The 18589-nt window shown below is 42.0% G+C and carries 14 protein-coding genes; 4 read left to right on the forward strand and 10 right to left on the reverse strand.

Annotated features, from left to right (window positions below):
• Positions 1–148: 148 nt before the first annotated feature.
• From VK664_RS02015 to VK664_RS02030, 4 genes are all read right to left on the reverse strand, one after another.
• Positions 149–955, reverse strand: a complete 807-nt coding sequence (locus tag VK664_RS02015; protein ID WP_461396925.1) for a hypothetical protein — start codon at positions 953–955, stop codon at positions 149–151.
• A gap of 49 nt (positions 956–1004) precedes the next feature.
• Complete coding sequence (locus tag VK664_RS02020; protein ID WP_461396926.1) at positions 1005–2270, reverse strand: BamA/TamA family outer membrane protein; 1266 nt, start codon at positions 2268–2270, stop codon at positions 1005–1007.
• Positions 2271–2404: 134 nt separating this feature from the next.
• Positions 2405–3460 carry a SphA family protein gene (locus VK664_RS02025; protein WP_461396927.1) on the reverse strand — a complete coding sequence of 352 codons (1056 nt, stop codon included), beginning with the start codon at positions 3458–3460 and terminating at the stop codon, positions 2405–2407.
• A gap of 306 nt (positions 3461–3766) precedes the next feature.
• Positions 3767–4150: a GFA family protein gene (locus VK664_RS02030; RefSeq protein ID WP_461396928.1), complete on the reverse strand. Its 384-nt coding sequence runs from the start codon at positions 4148–4150 to the stop codon at positions 3767–3769.
• On the opposite strand from VK664_RS02030, the gene VK664_RS02035 reads away from it, so the two are divergent.
• Complete coding sequence (locus tag VK664_RS02035) at positions 4112–4252, forward strand: hypothetical protein (protein WP_461396995.1); 141 nt, start codon at positions 4112–4114, stop codon at positions 4250–4252. The two genes, VK664_RS02030 and VK664_RS02035, sit on opposite strands and share 39 nt — an antisense overlap.
• Positions 4253–4280: 28 nt before the next feature.
• Here VK664_RS02035 and VK664_RS02040 read toward each other — a convergent pair whose 3' ends face one another.
• The 6 genes from VK664_RS02040 to VK664_RS02065 all read right to left on the reverse strand — a co-directional run bounded on the left by VK664_RS02040 (position 4281) and on the right by VK664_RS02065 (position 14064).
• Positions 4281–5852: a DUF1254 domain-containing protein gene (locus tag VK664_RS02040; RefSeq protein WP_461396929.1), complete on the reverse strand. Its 1572-nt coding sequence runs from the start codon at positions 5850–5852 to the stop codon at positions 4281–4283.
• A 36-nt stretch (positions 5853–5888) separates the two neighbouring features.
• On the reverse strand, positions 5889–7343 hold the full coding sequence (locus VK664_RS02045) for a DUF1254 domain-containing protein (protein ID WP_461396930.1): 1455 nt from the start codon (positions 7341–7343) through the stop codon (positions 5889–5891).
• A 131-nt stretch (positions 7344–7474) separates the two neighbouring features.
• Entirely contained in the window at positions 7475–9865 is a 2391-nt protein-coding gene (locus VK664_RS02050) for an arylsulfatase (protein ID WP_461396931.1), read from the reverse strand.
• A gap of 164 nt (positions 9866–10029) precedes the next feature.
• Positions 10030–10293: a hypothetical protein gene (locus VK664_RS02055; RefSeq protein ID WP_461396932.1), complete on the reverse strand. Its 264-nt coding sequence runs from the start codon at positions 10291–10293 to the stop codon at positions 10030–10032.
• A gap of 75 nt (positions 10294–10368) precedes the next feature.
• Entirely contained in the window at positions 10369–11607 is a 1239-nt protein-coding gene (locus VK664_RS02060; protein ID WP_461396933.1) for an OprO/OprP family phosphate-selective porin, read from the reverse strand.
• 276 nt (positions 11608–11883) lie between these two features.
• Positions 11884–14064 (reverse strand): outer membrane protein assembly factor BamB family protein, encoded by a 2181-nt coding sequence (locus tag VK664_RS02065; RefSeq protein ID WP_461396934.1) that lies wholly within the window; start codon positions 14062–14064, stop codon positions 11884–11886.
• A gap of 486 nt (positions 14065–14550) precedes the next feature.
• Here VK664_RS02065 and dgoD point away from each other — a divergent pair, with 486 nt between their 5' ends.
• The 3 genes from dgoD to VK664_RS02080 all read left to right on the forward strand — a co-directional run bounded on the left by dgoD (position 14551) and on the right by VK664_RS02080 (position 18514).
• On the forward strand, positions 14551–15795 hold the full coding sequence (gene dgoD, locus VK664_RS02070) for a galactonate dehydratase (RefSeq protein WP_461396935.1): 1245 nt from the start codon (positions 14551–14553) through the stop codon (positions 15793–15795).
• A gap of 161 nt (positions 15796–15956) precedes the next feature.
• The gene (locus VK664_RS02075) at positions 15957–16856 is read left to right on the forward strand and encodes a DUF4380 domain-containing protein (protein ID WP_461396936.1); all 900 of its coding nucleotides are present in this window, start codon (positions 15957–15959) and stop codon (positions 16854–16856) included.
• A gap of 398 nt (positions 16857–17254) precedes the next feature.
• Positions 17255–18514 carry a mandelate racemase/muconate lactonizing enzyme family protein gene (locus VK664_RS02080; protein ID WP_461396937.1) on the forward strand — a complete coding sequence of 420 codons (1260 nt, stop codon included), beginning with the start codon at positions 17255–17257 and terminating at the stop codon, positions 18512–18514.
• The last annotated feature ends 75 nt before the right edge of the window (positions 18515–18589 follow it).

Below are 18589 nucleotides of genomic sequence, written 5' to 3' on the forward strand. Positions count from 1 at the left end.
GGTATCCAGCTGGCTATTACGTTTGAGTGAATCAAACTCTGTTTACGTATACGCGGATAGCGATCCGAAAAAAATAATCATGCAGAGAAGATATTTTGCCAACCTGATGTCGATTAGATTCATTTCTCTTAGTTTCAGATTTCACTACTCAGAAATTGAATCCAAATTTTAATACAGGGCCAAATATGTTCATATCATACAAAAATCGGTTTTCGTCGTTTCCCTTGTCATAGTTCATTCCCAGCACCCTGTAACCTGCTGTTATCTGGAAAAGTTTTGAAAAGCGATAACCGGCATAGGCCTGAACCTGCCAGGCAAAATCTGATCCCACCCCAAAACCGCCAATATCTCCACGCAACTGGTAAATGAATTTTTTGACAGGATCGCTTTTAAGGCGAGCAACTATAAAAGGATCAACCCAGGTTTCTGTTGTTGATCTGTTTCTGTTTGTGGATCCTCCTCCCACATTATTCTGAACGAGATCTAAGTCCATTTTCATACTATTAAGTCTTAAGCCAATACCAGCTTCAAGCCCGGGTATCAATTTTCGCATACCTGCCAGTTCCCAGGCAAACTGTTTCGCATTAGCTTCACCGCTCTTTATAACCCTGCCTGCCGTGAGATCTTGTTCCAGGCTCATATAAATGAGGTCTGAGGAAAAAGCCCAGCGATCATTAGCTGCTTCAAAATAAAGCATTGCAGCTATCTGAAGTTTATCAAATATATCACCGGGATTAGCATCGACATCCACCTCGGGAAGTGTTCCTAAACCTGATTGGCCCTCCATATTCGGAAACATCAGATACAGTTCCGCCAGGAATCTCCATTTATTCGAGGTTGTGGCAGGTTGTTTTGTAGACATGCTATCCTGCGCAAATGTTTGTGCGCAGGTAATTGTCATTACCAGTATAACAATAAGTACTTGTTTTGATGAAACTGCGAAGTTGTATTTCATAATGTTTTCGTTTAGAGAATTCAGCTATAAATATTTTGTTGGGTATTTTTTAAAACGCTTCATTCAATCCAAAGAAAAATCCGCTTGATCCATATTTTCCTCTTGCATAATCAAAACAAATGGTGGAACGGCTTTGTTTTTGTAAAAGTATTCTAAGCCCCGCACCACCGCCAGGTTCCCAGTACTGAAATATGTTTTTTCCAAGATCATCTGAAGCGGTTTGTAAATTAAAAAATGCTACTCCACTCAGTAATTTGTTACGGGTTATCGGGAAACGGTATTCTGTTTCATAATATGCATAAGACGGACCTTTAAATCTACCAATGGTATAGGCTCGACCTGCCCTGTTATACATGTCATAAGCGGTAGCCGGCAATTCGAGATAGGGGATTGTGCCGCCCAGTCTGAATGAAGCAGTAAGCCAGATTGCAAAAACATGTTCAGGATTTTTTTCGCTGAGGCCAATATATTTCCTGATATCGTAATAAAACTGTGTTGATTGTTTTGAGCTGCCCAGCCATTCAGGGTTGAAGCGCAAAACCAATTCCAGGTAGGAGCCACTATAAGAACGTAATGGGTGGTCACGGGTATTATATTGGAATCCCAGCAACAGCCCATTTGAAGAATATCTACCTGAATCAAACCCATTCCGCTTAGAGTAGCGGCTATGTGGGGTACTCGGAAAGGTTTCCAATTTCTGGTCGTCAATCTTTGAGCGGATGTTAATCGTGACACCTATTCCTGCATAAAGATCATTGCCGATTTTTCTATATACGCCTTCTGTCAGGCGAATAAAATTAAACTTGATAGGGAATGTACTGTCACTCTTAGTCAGATAATCTTTATTGCCTGTTCCTATTCCATAATCCGCAATTAAATATTTTGAAAATTGCCAGTTGCCCTGGATATTCCATTTATTAGCTGCTTTAAAAACATTATGACGTGCCTGTACTGTAATGACACCTTTTGAAGTTAACAGTGCTTCCAGGCCAAAAGATGAAAGATGTGTATTTGTGGGATCGCCCAATTGTTTGAGTCCCGATATCTTCGCGCCAATCAAAGCACCAAGACTCGGGTTATAACCTACGGAAGGCAGAATAGCAACTTTTTTTTCCTTTTTGACTTTCGTCGAATCTACTTTCTTATGAAGAATTCGCCTGGCAAAATCTCCCAGGTCTTCAACAGGAACTAAATTACTTTTTAAGATTGTGTCCTGTGCATTGGTTACCACATGAGAAAATAACAAACATCCAATTATGCAAACTTTTATAGGAACACTATAATAATCTGGTTTGATTCTCTTGCGAACTAACATAAGGGAGTCTGCTTTATCATGTATAGTATCTTAATTAAATTCAGCTGAAATATCTCTTCTGTTTTTTTTACATTGAACTTTTGTCTCTGCAGCATCGAACAATTAAGTTTGAAGGGAATATTTTATGGAAGTAATTATTTTTTTGGGTTCTGTTTTCCGGTTAATGCATTCGTAATAAAAAGCAAATTGATTTGATAAGTGTTTATTTTGAAACTTTGAACGGCCCCGTAATTGAATCCGTATTTGCCTGTAACTTGTAAACGGTCGGCCCAGGGCCAGTATCCCAGCTCGAACCCGAATACAGAAACCTTGTCTTTCACATTGGTTTTCCAATATACCTGGCTTCCCTTGTCTTCAGACACCTGCCAGCTATTTCCACCAAATACACCCAGTGAAAATTTCGTAGTTAGATATTGATTGATGCCATAATCCAGGTAGAACCTGTTGCCTGGATTCACATCCGCATTTTTTATTTTGCTGGTGAGTTCATAAGTTGAAGCCAGCATAATTGCCAGCGCTTTGGAAGTTTCGCCTTTTATTTTCATTGGATAATAGTATCCAAAGCATTGAAAAATATGGCTCCAATAACCAACTCCGATATTCTCTGAGCCTCCAGGTTCATATTTTCCAGTTGGGGCATAAAACATATATCCGGCGGTGATATCAAATTGATCTAATCCCCAGCTAAGATAGATGGGCATTATACCCATATCGGAAAATCCGCTCACTTTTCCAGTTACGTTGCCGCTTTGATGAAAGGAATCAATCTGCCCGATACTTGCATAGGCAGTGTTTGTGCTAATGGTAGAATATCCTACGGTAGCACCGGCGAGATAATTTGCACCTAATATTTTAAACTTTGATACCCAAACAGGAAATGGTGTATTGAGATATCCATTCAGATCAACATTTAAGTCAATAGACGTGCCTGATGGACCTGTAATCTTTGTAACCTGTTCACCATCTTTTCCAAAAAACTTATCACCTGAAAGAAAAATATTGTAATCGAGTGCGATTAACCCGTTGGCGGGAGAAGGATTGGCAAAATCTCTTATATTGATTATGCCCGGAAGATAGTGTCCTGTTAGTATAGGTGAAACGGCTTTGCCCTGAGAGAATGAAGTACTTATTCCCGAAAATGCTATAAGAATTAAAATGAATCCTTTTCCCATTTTTATATTCTCTCCCATTTTATTTTTTTAAATTGTTGAGTATTGTTCATTCGGCATGGATTCACCCTATAGAGGTGACCGTTATCAACAAGGACCAGTTAAGTATGCCGGCTATTTCTCAAACACGAAAATTCAGTTCCGGAAGTTTTTAATTATGCATTTCGTCTCATAGCAATGAACTTTGAAAAGTGCGGTTGTGTGTTGACGTTATTGAGTTAACAATCACCGCCAGCATAGCGCCAGCGGTGATGAGTTTTTTGCAATTTATTTCTTTTACTATGAGCCTTCCCGTGTCCTGGTCTTTGTTGTACAGGTTAGCCACAACTATTGATGATGTTCCATCGGAAGCTCCGATAGATTCATCGCATAAGGGAATTTGTACTCCTCGAAGCCGGCAATATTTGGTGCGGGAAATGTCGGATCGGTAAACGCACCCACTTTAACCCCCAGGAAATCAGGTGCCACATCGAGCTCATAGTAAACGGTTGAACCGCATACAGGACAGAAGTGATAGGTGGCTCCACTGCTATCGCAGGAGCGATAAGTCACCGGTGCCGCGGTGCCGGGGAACTTCCATGCTGTCGATTGTCCTTCTATCGTTACGTTGTTGCGTGGATATCGCGCCTGCACTGAAAACCAGCTCCCCGTCCGCAATTGGCAGGACTTACAATGACACAAGGATCTTCGTTCGGGGTCGGGACCTACCACGGTAAAGGTGAGTTGGCCGCAGGCGCAGGAAGCCGTACGGGTTTTTATGGTCTTGTCCGTCTCCGCCTGTTTGTTGATAGTCTCCATTTTGTTTTCGTTTAAATCATTAAACTTATTAATTCTTCAAAAATCAATTTACTACCTCGACTTCACCTGCCTGCCAGCTCTTGTCAAAGAAAGCCTTCAGTGGGCTATACAATCTCAGCAATGCACACCATCCTTTACCAGGCATAGTTTGGATCCAGTTGCCACGATCTATACCAGCAGGCTGATTAGGGCCAAAGTAAACTGTCGTTGAACCATCGGCACTGGCTTTTGCAGTCGGGGAAGGATAGCTCTGACTTCCTGCGCGTGGATAGCGTTGCGGGGTTTCTAGCATTGAACGCGATTGATTATCGTACACGGTAAACGACCAGAACCTTGCTGCAGGAATGTTGGGAGGTAATGTAACTTTATAAGTCTTATTACCATCCAGAGGTTGCTGCTTATTATCGAGATATACTGCCAGGTATTGCGAACCTATATTTTCCAGTCGCATACACATCGCCGGTGTTATGCCGGTGGCGAGATAAAAGAACCAGGTGCGTGCGTTTAGTTTTCTTGCGCCATCGTTTGGATAATGTTTAAGACCGTCTTTTGTAACTTCCGGTGGTGGTGTCATAAATTCGAATCCCCCGGTGAACAGCGAGTTCACCCAATTTGATTTAGCGCCATAGTAATTAAAACCTTCCGATTCCCTTGCCTTAAAGGTTAAAGTACGGGCGGTCGCATTCGCAATAGCGGCGGCTTCGGTAAGTATCTTCTTCATCCGCGCATCCGGTTTGAAAGATTTTCCTTTTACAATCCCAATGGCCGCGCACTGCCCTGCTATCTCAGCATCTACTGATCCTGCAGGTTGGGTTTGAATAACTTCATTCAACATTTCAAAAAAGGAATAATCAGCAGGCGGAACAGTGTTCATCACTTTTGCGGTACCGTCTATAAATTTTGGAGCTGTTGGTTTGCTTAGTTGTCCCAGCGCGCCTTTTCCAAGCAAATAATTGCCGATGCTCGAGCCTACTCCTCCAGGCACATAAGGATATACCTTAAGTGTTTTTTTTACAAGTTCATCTACAGACTTCGGATCGTTGTTTTCAAGAAAACAGCGGCCCAGGCATGATGCCTGCCATGTGTTAGAATGACAAATGAAATAAGCACCCTCGGGCAAAAAGCCGGTATAATCAGGCGGAACCAAAAGATATTTTCCACCTTCGCCCCGGTCAGGTCCTGGCAATCCGAAGTCACTTATCCATTTCCAGGTCATATCATCAAAAATACCCAATGCACCAGGAGGCGTCTCCACTACTATGGGGCCTTTTGTAAGATCTATATACGCCCATAAATAATAAGTGTCAGCATTAGCAGTAAGAAACACTGACTTTGAATCCATCAGGTTAGGCGTAACTATAAATTCGTTATCGTTAATGCCTGCCGCGATAAATCCTTTTCGAAGTGCCAGTTGGTTCACTAAAGGGAAACCACTGATAAAAGCCTCTACTGCATGGATATAATCCAACTCGTCGTATAATAATTCTGCTGTAGCAGCATCTGGCACACCGTCTGTGAACTGAAGCGCACCTAACCTGCTTGTTTGAACTTTATCGGGTGTAGCATAAGCCTTTCGCTCTGTTGCGGGTTTTTCTATAATATTAATTTGATCCATGGTTTTTGTTTTTGGAGTGAGTTTTTATTTATTTATTTATTTTGCCACTTCGATGTCTGACATCTTCCATGATCCGTCAAACAATCCCACTTTAGGAGTATAGAAACGGAACATAGGGTAGAAGCCCTTGCCGGGAACTGTTTCTATCCAGTTGCTTTCATTGCCTGCCGGAGCTTTGGGTGAAAAGTAAAGGTCAAGAGATCCGTCGGGGATAATGTTCAGCTTATCGTAGGATGAACGGGCTCCATCATTTGTCGGGTTCTGTAACATGGAGCGGGTTGCCGTGTCATACAAGGTTAAAGACCAGAAGGCAGCCGCGGGTATATTAGGGAGAAGCTTCATCCTATATGATTTAGATCCGTCAAAGCGGTTGCCGTCCTTGTCTTTAAATGCTTGGACATAGGTTGATCCGGGCCCGGCATGTTTTATACCAATCCCTGGCGTAGTATAAATAGCTCCATAGGTATAGTGCAGTCTTTCATCTAACTGGCTGTAATACTCAGTTTCCTGTTTCGGGTTCACCAGGGTGACCCAATTCCAATAGGTACCGGCGAATACGTTGGCATTTTCAATGCGTTCATGACCTTCGAAGAGCATTACTCTTCCCATTGCGTCACCAATATGGGTGGCTTCTTCCAGGAAACCTTTTTGTCTTGCATCTGGCTTAAATGATTTGCCTTTTTCTATCCCAAGATGTTTTAGCATCGCCATAAAAAACCGGTCACGCTCATCCACTGGGTTGTTGTTGATAAACATGGAGAGATACTCCCAGAATTGAATTCCCGTTGGTGGAAGAGTATTGATGATCGCACCGGACATCGATATGAATTTGGTTGGTTTTGGATTTCCGGCCTCGGTCAAAGGATAAATTTTTGTCGCCTTCACGTTTTTTACAGCAGCGTCTTTGTCGTTGTTCACAAGGATACCACGAACCATAACGTTATAGTTGTTCATTGTTCCATTAAGCACTACATAACCTGATTGAGGAACTTCACCGGAATAACCGGGTGGCAACAAAAGAAATTTACCGCCCTTATCGCCATATGGACCAGGGAGGCCAACATCGGTGACCGACCGTTGCCAGAAATCATCTATCAGCCCAACAATAGCTCCAGGTGCTATCTCGATGACCATAGGTCCGTCTTTACCCAGGTCCAGGTTTGCCAATGCATAGATGGTTATATCATTTGCTGTAAGCCATAGAGATTTTGGGTCAACGAAATTATCCGCAATACCCATGACGTTACGTTCAACGCCCAGACCCCGTTTAGTCTCCATCAAAATAGATTGAAAAGAAACGACAGGGTAGGCCCATAAATAGCACTGTACAGCGCGCTGGTAATCAATTTCATCAAAGACTTTTCTTTTAGTCTCTTCTGTCGGGTAGCCGCGTTCGAATGTTAATGTTCCAATCCTTGTTTCGACCGCATCAGCTGTGGTGACGAGTTTGGGAGCATCTGTTTTGATTTTTTGTTCTAATAATTGTTCCATTTTTTATAGTTTTTATGTTGGTACAATCTGCTCTTCCTGTCAGGAAGTATCATTTTTGGGGGTAATTTTTTTTGCTACCACCTGTGACTGTGACCTTGTAGGTGTTGCAGAAATCAGGGATGTAAAATTTTTTACTTCTTCGTCTGTAGCGTTACTTTGCCAATCTTACCATTAAATTTTGTCGAGCTTCCATAATTCGCTACCCAGGTACCATCATCCACACCTACATCGGCCATATCATCTACTGAAAAAATGGAAGCCTGTGTTTTTGGCAACCGGCCTTCGCCTGATTTGTTGCCATCAACTGTAATGGTTCCAGTTCCACCTTTACCCTTGCCATCGCCATCATATATAAAATCATAAACAATGGTATGCTTGCCAGGCTTTAATGCCTGAGCAGCAGCAATACTGAATTGTTCCAATCCCAAATAGTTATAGGTGAAAATAGGTTTGCCTGCTTTCAGATAAAATGCAAAGCCACCAAACCTTCCACCCTGGCAAACAATTACTCCGTTCCCATTCGCAGCAACTTCAACTTCAGCGGTAATTGTGTAGGATTGATTAAACGTATTGATAAAGATATCGGGAGCCATTCCTTTCATTCCTTCGCCCAGCGTAATTGAGTTTCTGCCTGCCATAACTGTGGGACGTCCGACATCGCTTGCAATTAATCTTTCCAGCAAACGATCATCAATTGGCAGCACATGAAATTTTTCTCCTTCGCTCATGAACAAGTCCTGCATCTCTTTAAGCTTTCCTGCATTTTGCGCGGCCACGTCATTTGATAAACTGAAATCTTCATTTGAATTGTATAATTCCCATTTATCCTCAGCAAGGGGATGATAGGGTTTTTGATTCCAGGCAGCCCTGTGAATGGTTCTTGCATACCAGCCATCGCTATAGATGGCCCGGTTACCAAACATTTCGAAATATTGAACGGTATGCTTTTCTTTCGCAGCCGCATCATCGAAACTATAAAGGAAGCTGGTTCCCTCTATGGGGTCCTGAGCAATACCGTTTACTGATTTTGGTGCGGGCACTTTGCAGGCTTCAAAAACAGTGGGGGCTATGTCTATCGCATGGGTGAACTGTGATCGCACTTCTCCTTTTGCTTTTATTCCTGCGGGCCAATGCACCACCATGCCATTACGTGTACCACCAAAATCTGAAGCTACCTGCTTGGTCCATTGAAAAGGAGCATCTAAAGCGACGGCCCATCCTGCTGCCATATGCGGATAAGTGCTTTCACTTCCCCATTCGTTATAATGCTTCAGCATATCCTGGACGGTTTCAGGAACAGCGTTGAAAAAAGTCATCTCATTGAACATGCCGTTCATCTGACCTTCCGCGCTGGCACCATTGTCGCCAACAACATAAAGAATCAATGTATTGTCGAGTTCGCCAAGATCTTCTATAGCTGAAACAAGTCTGCCTATTTCATGATCAGTATGTTCAGCAAACCCGGCATATACTTCCAACTGGCGGGTAAACAGTTTCTTTTCATCGGCGGAAAGTTTATCCCAATCTTTTATATCAGTAGGCTTGGGAGCGAGCTTCACATTTTTCGGCACTACGCCCAATTGCTTCTGACGTTCAAGTGTTTCCTCTCTAAGCTTATCCCAGCCAGCATCGAATTTTCCTTTGTATTTATCTATCCATTCTTTTGGTGCATGATGTGGTGCATGACAGGCGCCGGTAGCGAAATACATGAAGAAAGGTTTTTCGGGTGTCAGTGCCTGTTGGAAGCGAACCCAACTGATGGCATTGTTCGTCATGTCAGTCGTAAAATGATAATTTGGATCATCCGGTAATTCTACTTGTGAAACTCCATCATATACAAGTGGTGCCCACTGGTTGGTTTCTCCGCCGATGAAACCGTAGAATTTATCAAAACCCGAATGGGTTGGCCAGCGGTCCAATGAACCCGAAACAGAAATTTCCCAAGGTGGTGTTTCATGGTATTTACCAAAGGCAGCCGTGCTAAAACCATTCTGACGAAGCACCTCTGCCATTGGTGTTATGGATTGAGGTCTTACCCCCGTGTTGCCGGGAAAAGCTGTTCCTGTTTCCATAATTGAGCCTGCATTATTGCTGTGGTGATTATAACCAGTCAATAATGCAACTCTTGTAGGTGAACATAAAGCGGTGGTGTGAAAACGATTGTATTTTAAACCGGTGGCGGCTAACTTATCCAGCGTCGGCATATGAATCGGTCCTCCAAAAGCCTCGGATGCACCGAATCCAATATCGTCAATTAATACAACGACTACATTTGGAGCAGCCTTGGGGGCCTTGACATCAAACCGTGCAGGCGCTTTCGCTTTACGTGCATCCAGCTCCGTATAGAGTTGACGGAGAGGTTCCTTTATGGGCAATACAGAACGGTCCAGCTCACCTGCCACCGCTGTTGTGTTTCCTGGTTCGGCTGATTTTGTTTCTGGTGATGAGGGTTGCTGGCAACCGATGCTAAGGCATAACATCGTGACGACAATGATGCAAAGCGGGAGAAACTTTTTTTTCATTTTACGTTTTTGTTTTAATGCTGTATGTTGTTTAATAACTGGTTGATCCTGTTTAGGCGGTTTTTGAGGAGGGGATAAACTCTTTCATCGATGGTGCACTTAACGGTGAACCTTTAATTACACTATAGTTGGGGTACGATCTTTAGGTGACAACGACTTTCTGTTCAACGACTTCCTGTTCCATTGACTTCCAGTAACTGAACTATTTCCATCTCCAATTCGATGTATACCTGCATGAAATCCATTTCGAAACCGGTGTGTAATTCTGAGTTTTGCCTGTATTGTTTGATTGTCTGCGCACTGACCTGGTAATCTTCACATAGTGAGCGGAACTCACTATCACTGTTATATAAATCGATAATTTTAGATCTGTGATCGGGGAATTTTGTCAGTATGTATTCCAATGATTTATCCATAAGTGCATACAAGAACACAATGTTAATGACCTTATGTAAGACAGATAAGTGTTTCACGGTGAAGTAACGGTGAACTTAAAAATTTGATTACAATGAAATATCCCACTGTAATCGGAATCGCCAACCGTTTGCAAGGGGCAAAGTTTTGTCCTGGAAACCGAAATGACTGCACTCAGCGGTGAGTTTATTTTTATGACCTCTGAAAAAGTAATTGAAAGCAAGAGATGTTTCCTTTTGCCAATTTTCTTTTATCCCGCTATTAGGTCTATATTCTGCATGTCTTATTGCTGTTTCCAGTTGTTTGGGAAACCAATGTAAGAGATAATGAAAAAAATATCCTGCCTGTAAGTAGTACCCTGTTAACACCGTTGTACTATCGCCATTTATTTTGTCAATAATATCTTTATGGTGCCATTCACTTTGCCAGGAAAAGCCACGAAACATTAATGCTGATTCAAGATTCAATTGGTTCACTCGATAACGGCCCGGCACATCATCAGGAAACCCGGTCAATGAGCCGCCACCCGATTGGGAGAAACGGGTATATGGGCTTCGATTGGTCAGTCCTGCAACAGCAATGATAGCTGCAGGCTTTTCATGATATTCAATATCGCCTCCTTCAAATTCTACTGGTCGTCCGAGGAAGTTCCATTGTATCCGTCCGAAATACATCAGGTTTTCATCATCATTTATTGTATTACCTCTTCCGGTACCAGTTAGTACGGCTGCCCAGTAGTTGAAATCAGCTATTCCTTTTCCTTTCAGGTGTCCGTACAATTCAATACCTTGTTGACGGTCTGCGGTAAATGGCCTGTTAATCAACGACCGATCTACCATTTGTTGTTCACCACTGCTGATAAAACGTTCGCGGCTGAATTCCAATTTCCATTGACCAACTTTCAGGCTCAGCCATTTCCATTTTTCCAACATGATGCGGAAATCAAGAAGGTTGGCCTGGCTCAACTCATATTCCCAATAATATTTTAACCAGGGTTGAAATACATGTCCTCCTACTTTCAGCCTGGCCCTGTTGATCTTAAAAATGCGGCGCTTTTCCAGGTTATAATCATCAAACGTAAGAGGGTCCTGGTCGCCGGGTGTAGCAAATCTGAACTGTAAACGACTCTGCAACTGGAAAAGAAATTTATTATCTCTTGTTTGAAATTCAATACCCTTATCCGTATAGCGGGCCTGAAGATATTTTGCAGTATCCAGCTTATTTTGGGCTATAACAGATGAGAAGGTTATTAACAAAAATATTGGCAATAAATTATAGTCCTTATGGCGATCAATAAAAAGTTCCCTGTAGAATACAGATCTCACCATTAGAAATTCATTTACTGTTGCTGACGTACTTCAATTTTTCAACCTTCAATTCGGCTATCAGTGCCCGGACAATTTTATTAGTATGTATTCTAATGATTGTAGGACTGTATATAGCCTCACAATGTTAGTACCCTTATCAGACGCAGATAAGTGTTTCACCGTGAAGTAACGGTGAACTGAAGGCTAAAATGATGACGATTAGAAGTATGTTGGATGGATTAGTTCAAGGCTGATCAAAAACGCGTGAATCCCAACAAATTTTATTTTCTGGCTTCTTCAAGGTAATGCGAAAGCAATATATTTTCCACCGGGTTTATGATCATTTTTAACTCCACCTGCTGCAATAACAATGTATTGTTTACCTCCCGACTGATAGGTGATTGGAGTGGCAAAACCTCCGGCAGGCAATTGAAATTCCCAAACGATTTTACCTGTCTGTTTATCAAATGCTCTTATGCGTTCATCTTTGGTGCCGGCGATAAATACAAGTCCGCCGGCCGTAACTATTGGTCCACCATAGTTTTCCGTACCGGTAACCGGAATCCCCTTTTTTGTAAGTTCCGGAAACTCGCCTAAAAGAACAGTCCATAAGTATTCACCAGTATTCAGATCAACAGCATTCAGCGTACCCCATGGTGGCTTTATGGCAGGATATCCATCGGGATCCAAAAATCGATTCAATCCATTTTTCAAGTTATAAGGAGGATTGTATGGAAAGACGCTTTCACTATTGTCGACACGATTGCTATCGAAAACGGGAAGGATTTCACTATCCGCACCACTGCCAGCTTCAGACTGTTTTCCTGAATGTTTTACTTCAGCTTTTGTTTTTAAATTCGATTCTTTATCTGAAAGAAAATCCACAAGCGCGTTTCTATCCCTTTCCCGGATATGTTGAAAGGATGGCATTCGTCCACTGCCGTTTTTTATGATAGTATGTATCTGTTGGCTGTTTAGTTTTTCCCTGACATTTATCAATGAAGGATATTCCTGCGATGCGCCCTTCCTGTTCACTCCATGGCAGGAAGCACAATTCGTGAGATACAATTTTTTACCCTGTGATATCCTTTCATTATTTAATGTTTGAAGGTCTGTCATACTTACATCCCAGACCATTTCATTAACATTCTGATAAAGTATTCCCGATGGATCTATTGAATTACCACCCCATTCAGCACCGCCGCCTATTGCATAAAATAAAGTTCCTTCAATACTTGGTGGCATAAATTTATCGCCTGACCTGGTATTAGTAAAACGTTGTTTTACAAAAGCATTTGACTCCGGCGAAATGTTTGTTATGTCATCAATCGTTAATACCTGCCTTGAGAGGGGAGCAGGTTTCAATGGAAATTTTTGAGTGGGCCATGGCTTTTCACCGGGTAAGCCTTGTGTTGGCACAGACCTTTCTTCAACCGGGAACAGCGATGTGCCCTTATCCCTGTCAAGTACATATATCAATCCATCTTTTGTTGCCTGTACAACAACATCCACGGATCGACCTTTGTGTTTTACAGTAACCAGGTTAGGAGGACATGCCATGTCTCTATCCCACAGATCATGATAAATGGTTTGGAAATACCAATTCAATTTTCCGGTTGAAGCTTCAAGTGATAAAATGCAGTTGGCAAATAAATTCTTACCAGCTCTTTCACCACCATAAAAATCCGAAGAGGGAGAACCGGTCCCGAAATATACAGCTCCACGTTTTTCATCCAGCACCATACCGGCCCAACAATTTGCACCCCCAATTTTCTTATACGAATCCTTTTGCCAGGTTTCATAACCTGGTTCACCGGGTAACGGTATTGTATGAAAAACCCAGACCAGCTTTCCTGTCTTAACATCGAAACCCCTTATATAGCCTGGTGCTGCATCTCCGCGTTCGGAAACGGTCGAACCAATGATAAAAATGTTTTTGTAAATGATACCAGGACTGGTTGCCCTGACTGAAAGATTTAAAACATCATGACCAAGACTATCATGGCTTAAACCTTCGTGCAGGTCAACGATTCCTTCATTGCCAAACTCTTTTATTAAATCACCTGTGATTGCGTTGATGGCATATAGACCCGAACCCGCTGTGTATAAAATTCTCTTTTCACCTTGATCTTCCCAATAGGTCACTCCACGGCTGGGATGAAGTTCAGGATCTTTGTTTTTAAATGGATCAAATTTCCATAACTCTTTGCCAGTCGCTGCTTCAAGAGCAAATAATTTTAGCATTGGAGTTGTTCCGTATAATATATCGTTCACAACAATTGGCTGGCATTGAATCTCAATATTTCTTCCAATTTTATTACGTGTAGAATCTTCAGCCGTATCATAAGTCCAGGCTATCTTCAAATCCTTTACATTTTCTTTATTTATTTGTTTTAAAGTAGAATAACGGTTTCCGGCTTTGTTCCCACCATAATTTCGCCAGTCAGCATCATCATTATTTGTGCAACCTTCTATCATGAATGAATAAATAACAAACAGAAAAAACGATTCCTTAGGATAAGCAAAAATGAAGATTCGAGGGGAGGATGAGGAGAAACTAAAACCCATAAGCATGTTTATTCACTTTACAAATGAGTAAAAAAACTTTTTGAAAAAATGAGTAACTATTCAAAAAGACGATACATTTAAGAATAATTATCCCACTGACTACAGGATAGAAAGTTAATTTATTTGGAGTTATAGAATTGTTTAGTACGCGTATTTGTTATTTTAGGGTCGTAGCTACATTCCACCTGATCTTTAACGTTATACCTTAATCCGTCTGCAGCTTATACCCTTCCATGTTTCCGACCTTTTTTTGTATCTGCTCTCAAGGTTGGTTTAACAAGTTTCAACCCTTGGTGTGTGCCTTAATATTTTTTGATAAGACTAATCAGCAACCTTAATGGTATGCTGACTGTGCTTCAAATATAAATATCATCCTAAAATCTTAAAAAGAAAACAATGGACTATTTATCCCGCAGTTCAGGCGTCTCACGCCGCAACGCTATTCAATCAGTATTAGGTGTTATTGGCGGTGGTATGGCATTGCCGCTGTCATCTTATGCCGCCCCTCCCGAGCGCTTGCCAGCTAAAAGGGAGGTGAAAATTACAAGGCTTGAAACATTCCTGATAAAACCTCGCTGGCTTTTCCTAAAAATACATACCGATGCCGGTGTTGTGGGATTGGGTGAACCCCTTCTTGAGGGCCGGGCGCTAACGGTAAAAACCGCTATCCAGGAAGTGGAGCCATACTTGGTCGGTAAGGATCCGAGACATGTTATTCATCACTGGCAGGCAATATACCGGCATGCCTTTTACCGTGGTGGACCTATCCTTACAAGTGCGTTGAGCGGCATTGACCAGGCGCTATGGGATATCAAAGGCAAGCTTTTAGGTGTACCTGTCTATGAACTTTTTGGCGGACCTACACGTGACCGGGTAAGAGTGTATGGTCGGGCCCGCACCCCGGATGAAATAAGAAAACGAAAGAGTGAAGGGTTTACGGTAATAAAAACAGCCCTGGATCATGAGCATCCGGCAAACATTGTAGAAAATCCGAAATTTATCAAACGCGCAGTGGACAGTTTTGCCGCCCTGAGAGATGCCGCCGGTAGTGATATGGATATTGGAATAGATTTTCATGGCAATATATCACCGCAAACAGCCAAACTTATTATCAAAGAACTGGAGCCTTATCATCCTATGTTCATCGAAGAACCCTGCCAGGCGCAGAATGCTGATGTTATGGCAGATATTGCACATGGAACACATCTCCCAATAGCAACCGGCGAACGCATTTTTACAAAATGGGGTTTCAGGGAATTGCTCGAAAAAAAAGCCGCCAGTATATTACAACCAGATCTTTGTCATGCCGGGGGGATTACGGAAGGCAGACTGATAGCAGGAATGGCTGAGGCATATTATATCCCTATTGCTCCGCATAATCCAATGGGTCCGATTTCTCTTGCATCAGGATTGCACCTGGCAGCAAGTATTCCGAATTTTCTTGTCCAGGAACAGGTTTCATTGGGTGAAGGATATCTGAAGAATCCATTTAAGCTACAAAAGGATGGTACCGTACTTATTCCCGATGGACCTGGGCTTGGAATAGAACTGGATGAAGATCAGATAAAAGATAAGATAGGACATGATTGGAAGAACCCGGAAACGTATAACTTTCTTGATGGATCGGTGGTGGACTGGTAAACTTAGTTATGAGTTATGAGTTATGAGTTATGAGTGAGTGGTGAGTTGGGGAGTTTTGAGTGATTATAGAGGTTAGCTTTATTAAGTTTTAGTTTGTTAGAAGTAATAGTGACAAATATTTTATCGAAGTCAATTAGTCTGGGTTTTTATTATGTGAATCAATGAAGAAATTTTTAACACTTATTGCCTCGACCATCATGATGGGATGCGGTACTCAAAAAGCTATACCTGTAAATCGAAATGGTATTTATAATATTGAGGTCAATAACATGGTGATGGAGGTGGATCCCAAGGTTGGTGGAAGAATTACTGCTTTGAGATACGAAGGCAAAAATTTCCTGACGGGTCGCGATGTTCACCCCGATTATTGGGGCTCAACGTTGTGGCCCAGTCCTCAAAAAGAGTGGGGTGGAAGCGTACCTGCGGAATTAGACAGCCTGCCTTATACAGTTGAGGTGAAAAAAGAGGTGATCAAAATGGTTAGCCGAAAGGATGCGAAATTCGGCTATGTTTTTTCTAAAGAAATTTTTGGCGACAGAAAGAATAAATATTTCAGCTTAAAATATACGATTACCAATCAATCGGACCAGGTTCGAAACGTAGCACCCTGGGAAGTGACCCGGGTCCATACAAAGGGACTTGCATTTTATCCAAAAGGTACCGGTGAAAGGCGGGGTAACCTGGCAAGTCTTGCAGAAGATAAAGATGGAATTACCTGGTTCAATTACAAGGAAGATAAAATACCGGCGACCCACAATAAATTTTTTGCTGATGGATCAGAAGGATGGGTAGCCCAGGTAAATGACGATGTGATTCTCATTAAAAAATTTCCAGACATTGCTGCAGACAAGGCGGCCCCTGCAGAATCAGAAATTGAAGTGTATACCAATCCCGGAAAATCTTATGTTGAAATTGAACAGCAGGGTGCTTATGAAAAATTACAGCCCGGAGCATCTTTGACCTGGGAGATTAAATGGTTTCTTAGAAAAATTCCTGCAACTATCAATCGCGAAGCAGGCAGCACAGATCTTGTTTCTTATGTAAGAAAAATTTTGGAATAGTATCGAACGGTATTGAAATAGTATCGAACCAGCATTGTACAGCATTGTTAACAGTTGAGCCGGCATTGTTCAGCACTGTAAGGCGTGGACCGAGCATTGGTCAGCATTGTACAGTCTTGTAAAGCATTGAAAGAGCAATCGGTTATGATAATAAGTCCGTGAACATGATATAAATATTTTCAAGTCGTTAATTCGAAGATTTTTTTAATTTTTTTAGTTATTAAAAAGTTTTAGATTTCTATAAATATCAAAGTAAAAATACTTCCCTTCACTCCGTACCATCTTATTAGTAGTTCAGAACATCTATAGATCAATAACATTTATTGACTGAATACAACTTGTCTGACCGAATAATCCAGGTCTTACCATGTCTATCCGCCATTGCTTAAAAACTGTTTATGGAAAGAAGAAGTTTTATAAAATCTACACTGATCGGATCAACCGCCGTATTAGCCGGGTCATCATTGCTAAATGCCAGCCAGTACTTTGCAAATGGAGCAGCATCCTCACTTAAGATTACTAAGATCAGGTATTATAGTATCCCCGGCTACAACAAGCCACTATTCAACCAGGCACGTGGAATAGTGGAAGTAGAAACAAACCAGGGAATTACGGGTATAGGCGAAGGCGGTTCCAAAGATATGATCGAACAATGTGCACAAATGCTGATTGGGGAAGATCCATTCAGAATTGAACATCTGTGGCAATACCTGTATCGGGGAATGTTCTATCCGCCGGGCCGTGAAAAACTTCATGCACTTGGTGCCATCGAGATGGCTTTATGGGATATTAAAGGCAAGGCACTTAATGTTCCGGTTTATGAACTGTTCGGTGGCTCAACCCGTGAATATGTTGAATGTTATGCTACCGGCTTCGCAGCTTCGAAAGCAACAACCCAGGAAGGCAGAGCCCGTGATTGTATTGCAGCCGGTCTCAGAACTTATCGGATAGGTCCAACCGGTGGCAATGGCGAAGAGCGTTTTGACTTCTATGATAACGCAAAAAAAACAATTGAATTCTGCAAAAAAATAGATGCTGCAGTTGGCGGTGGAGGGCATTGGGCCATTGACCTGCACACCCGTTTTGATCTTACGGAAGGCATAAAAGTCTGTAATGCGCTTGAAGCATTGGAGCCATATTTCGTAGAAGATATTGTAAGATCAGAAAATCCGGGAGTATATAAAACCGTTCGCCAGATGACAAAGGTGCCTATCGCCGTGGGTGAACAGTTTGGCGACCGTTGGGATATCAATGAACTCATAGAGAACAGGCTGATTGATTATTCCAGGGTAACTGTACCCAATTCGGGAGGATTGTTGGAATTCAAAAAGATCTGCTCTATGGCAGAAACACATTATGTCGGGATGATTCCTCATTTCACCGGACCATTATCGACAGCTGCACTTGTGCATGTATTGGGATCCAGCTCACCATCAAGATGCCTGATGGAACTGGCTGGTGGTGCACCGGAAAAGCCTGCTTATTTCAACGATGATTACGTGATCTTCAAAAACGGCAAATTATATCTCAACCCGGCCCCGGGCTTAGGGGTAAAATTTGATGCTAAGAAAGTGACCTTCGTAATGGAAGTAACTACTAAAACAAAATTTCCTCATCCTTATCTCCTGAGTCCAGACGGTGCTATTCATAACTGGTAATGTGATTTTTAACCTTAAACACAAAACTTAATTATTAACCATAAAAACAACATTCAGAATAAACCATTGAAATAA

Origin of the sequence: Flavitalea sp. (genome assembly GCF_035489435.1) — a bacterium.
Lineage (GTDB): Bacteria > Bacteroidota > Bacteroidia > Chitinophagales > Chitinophagaceae > DATHKG01.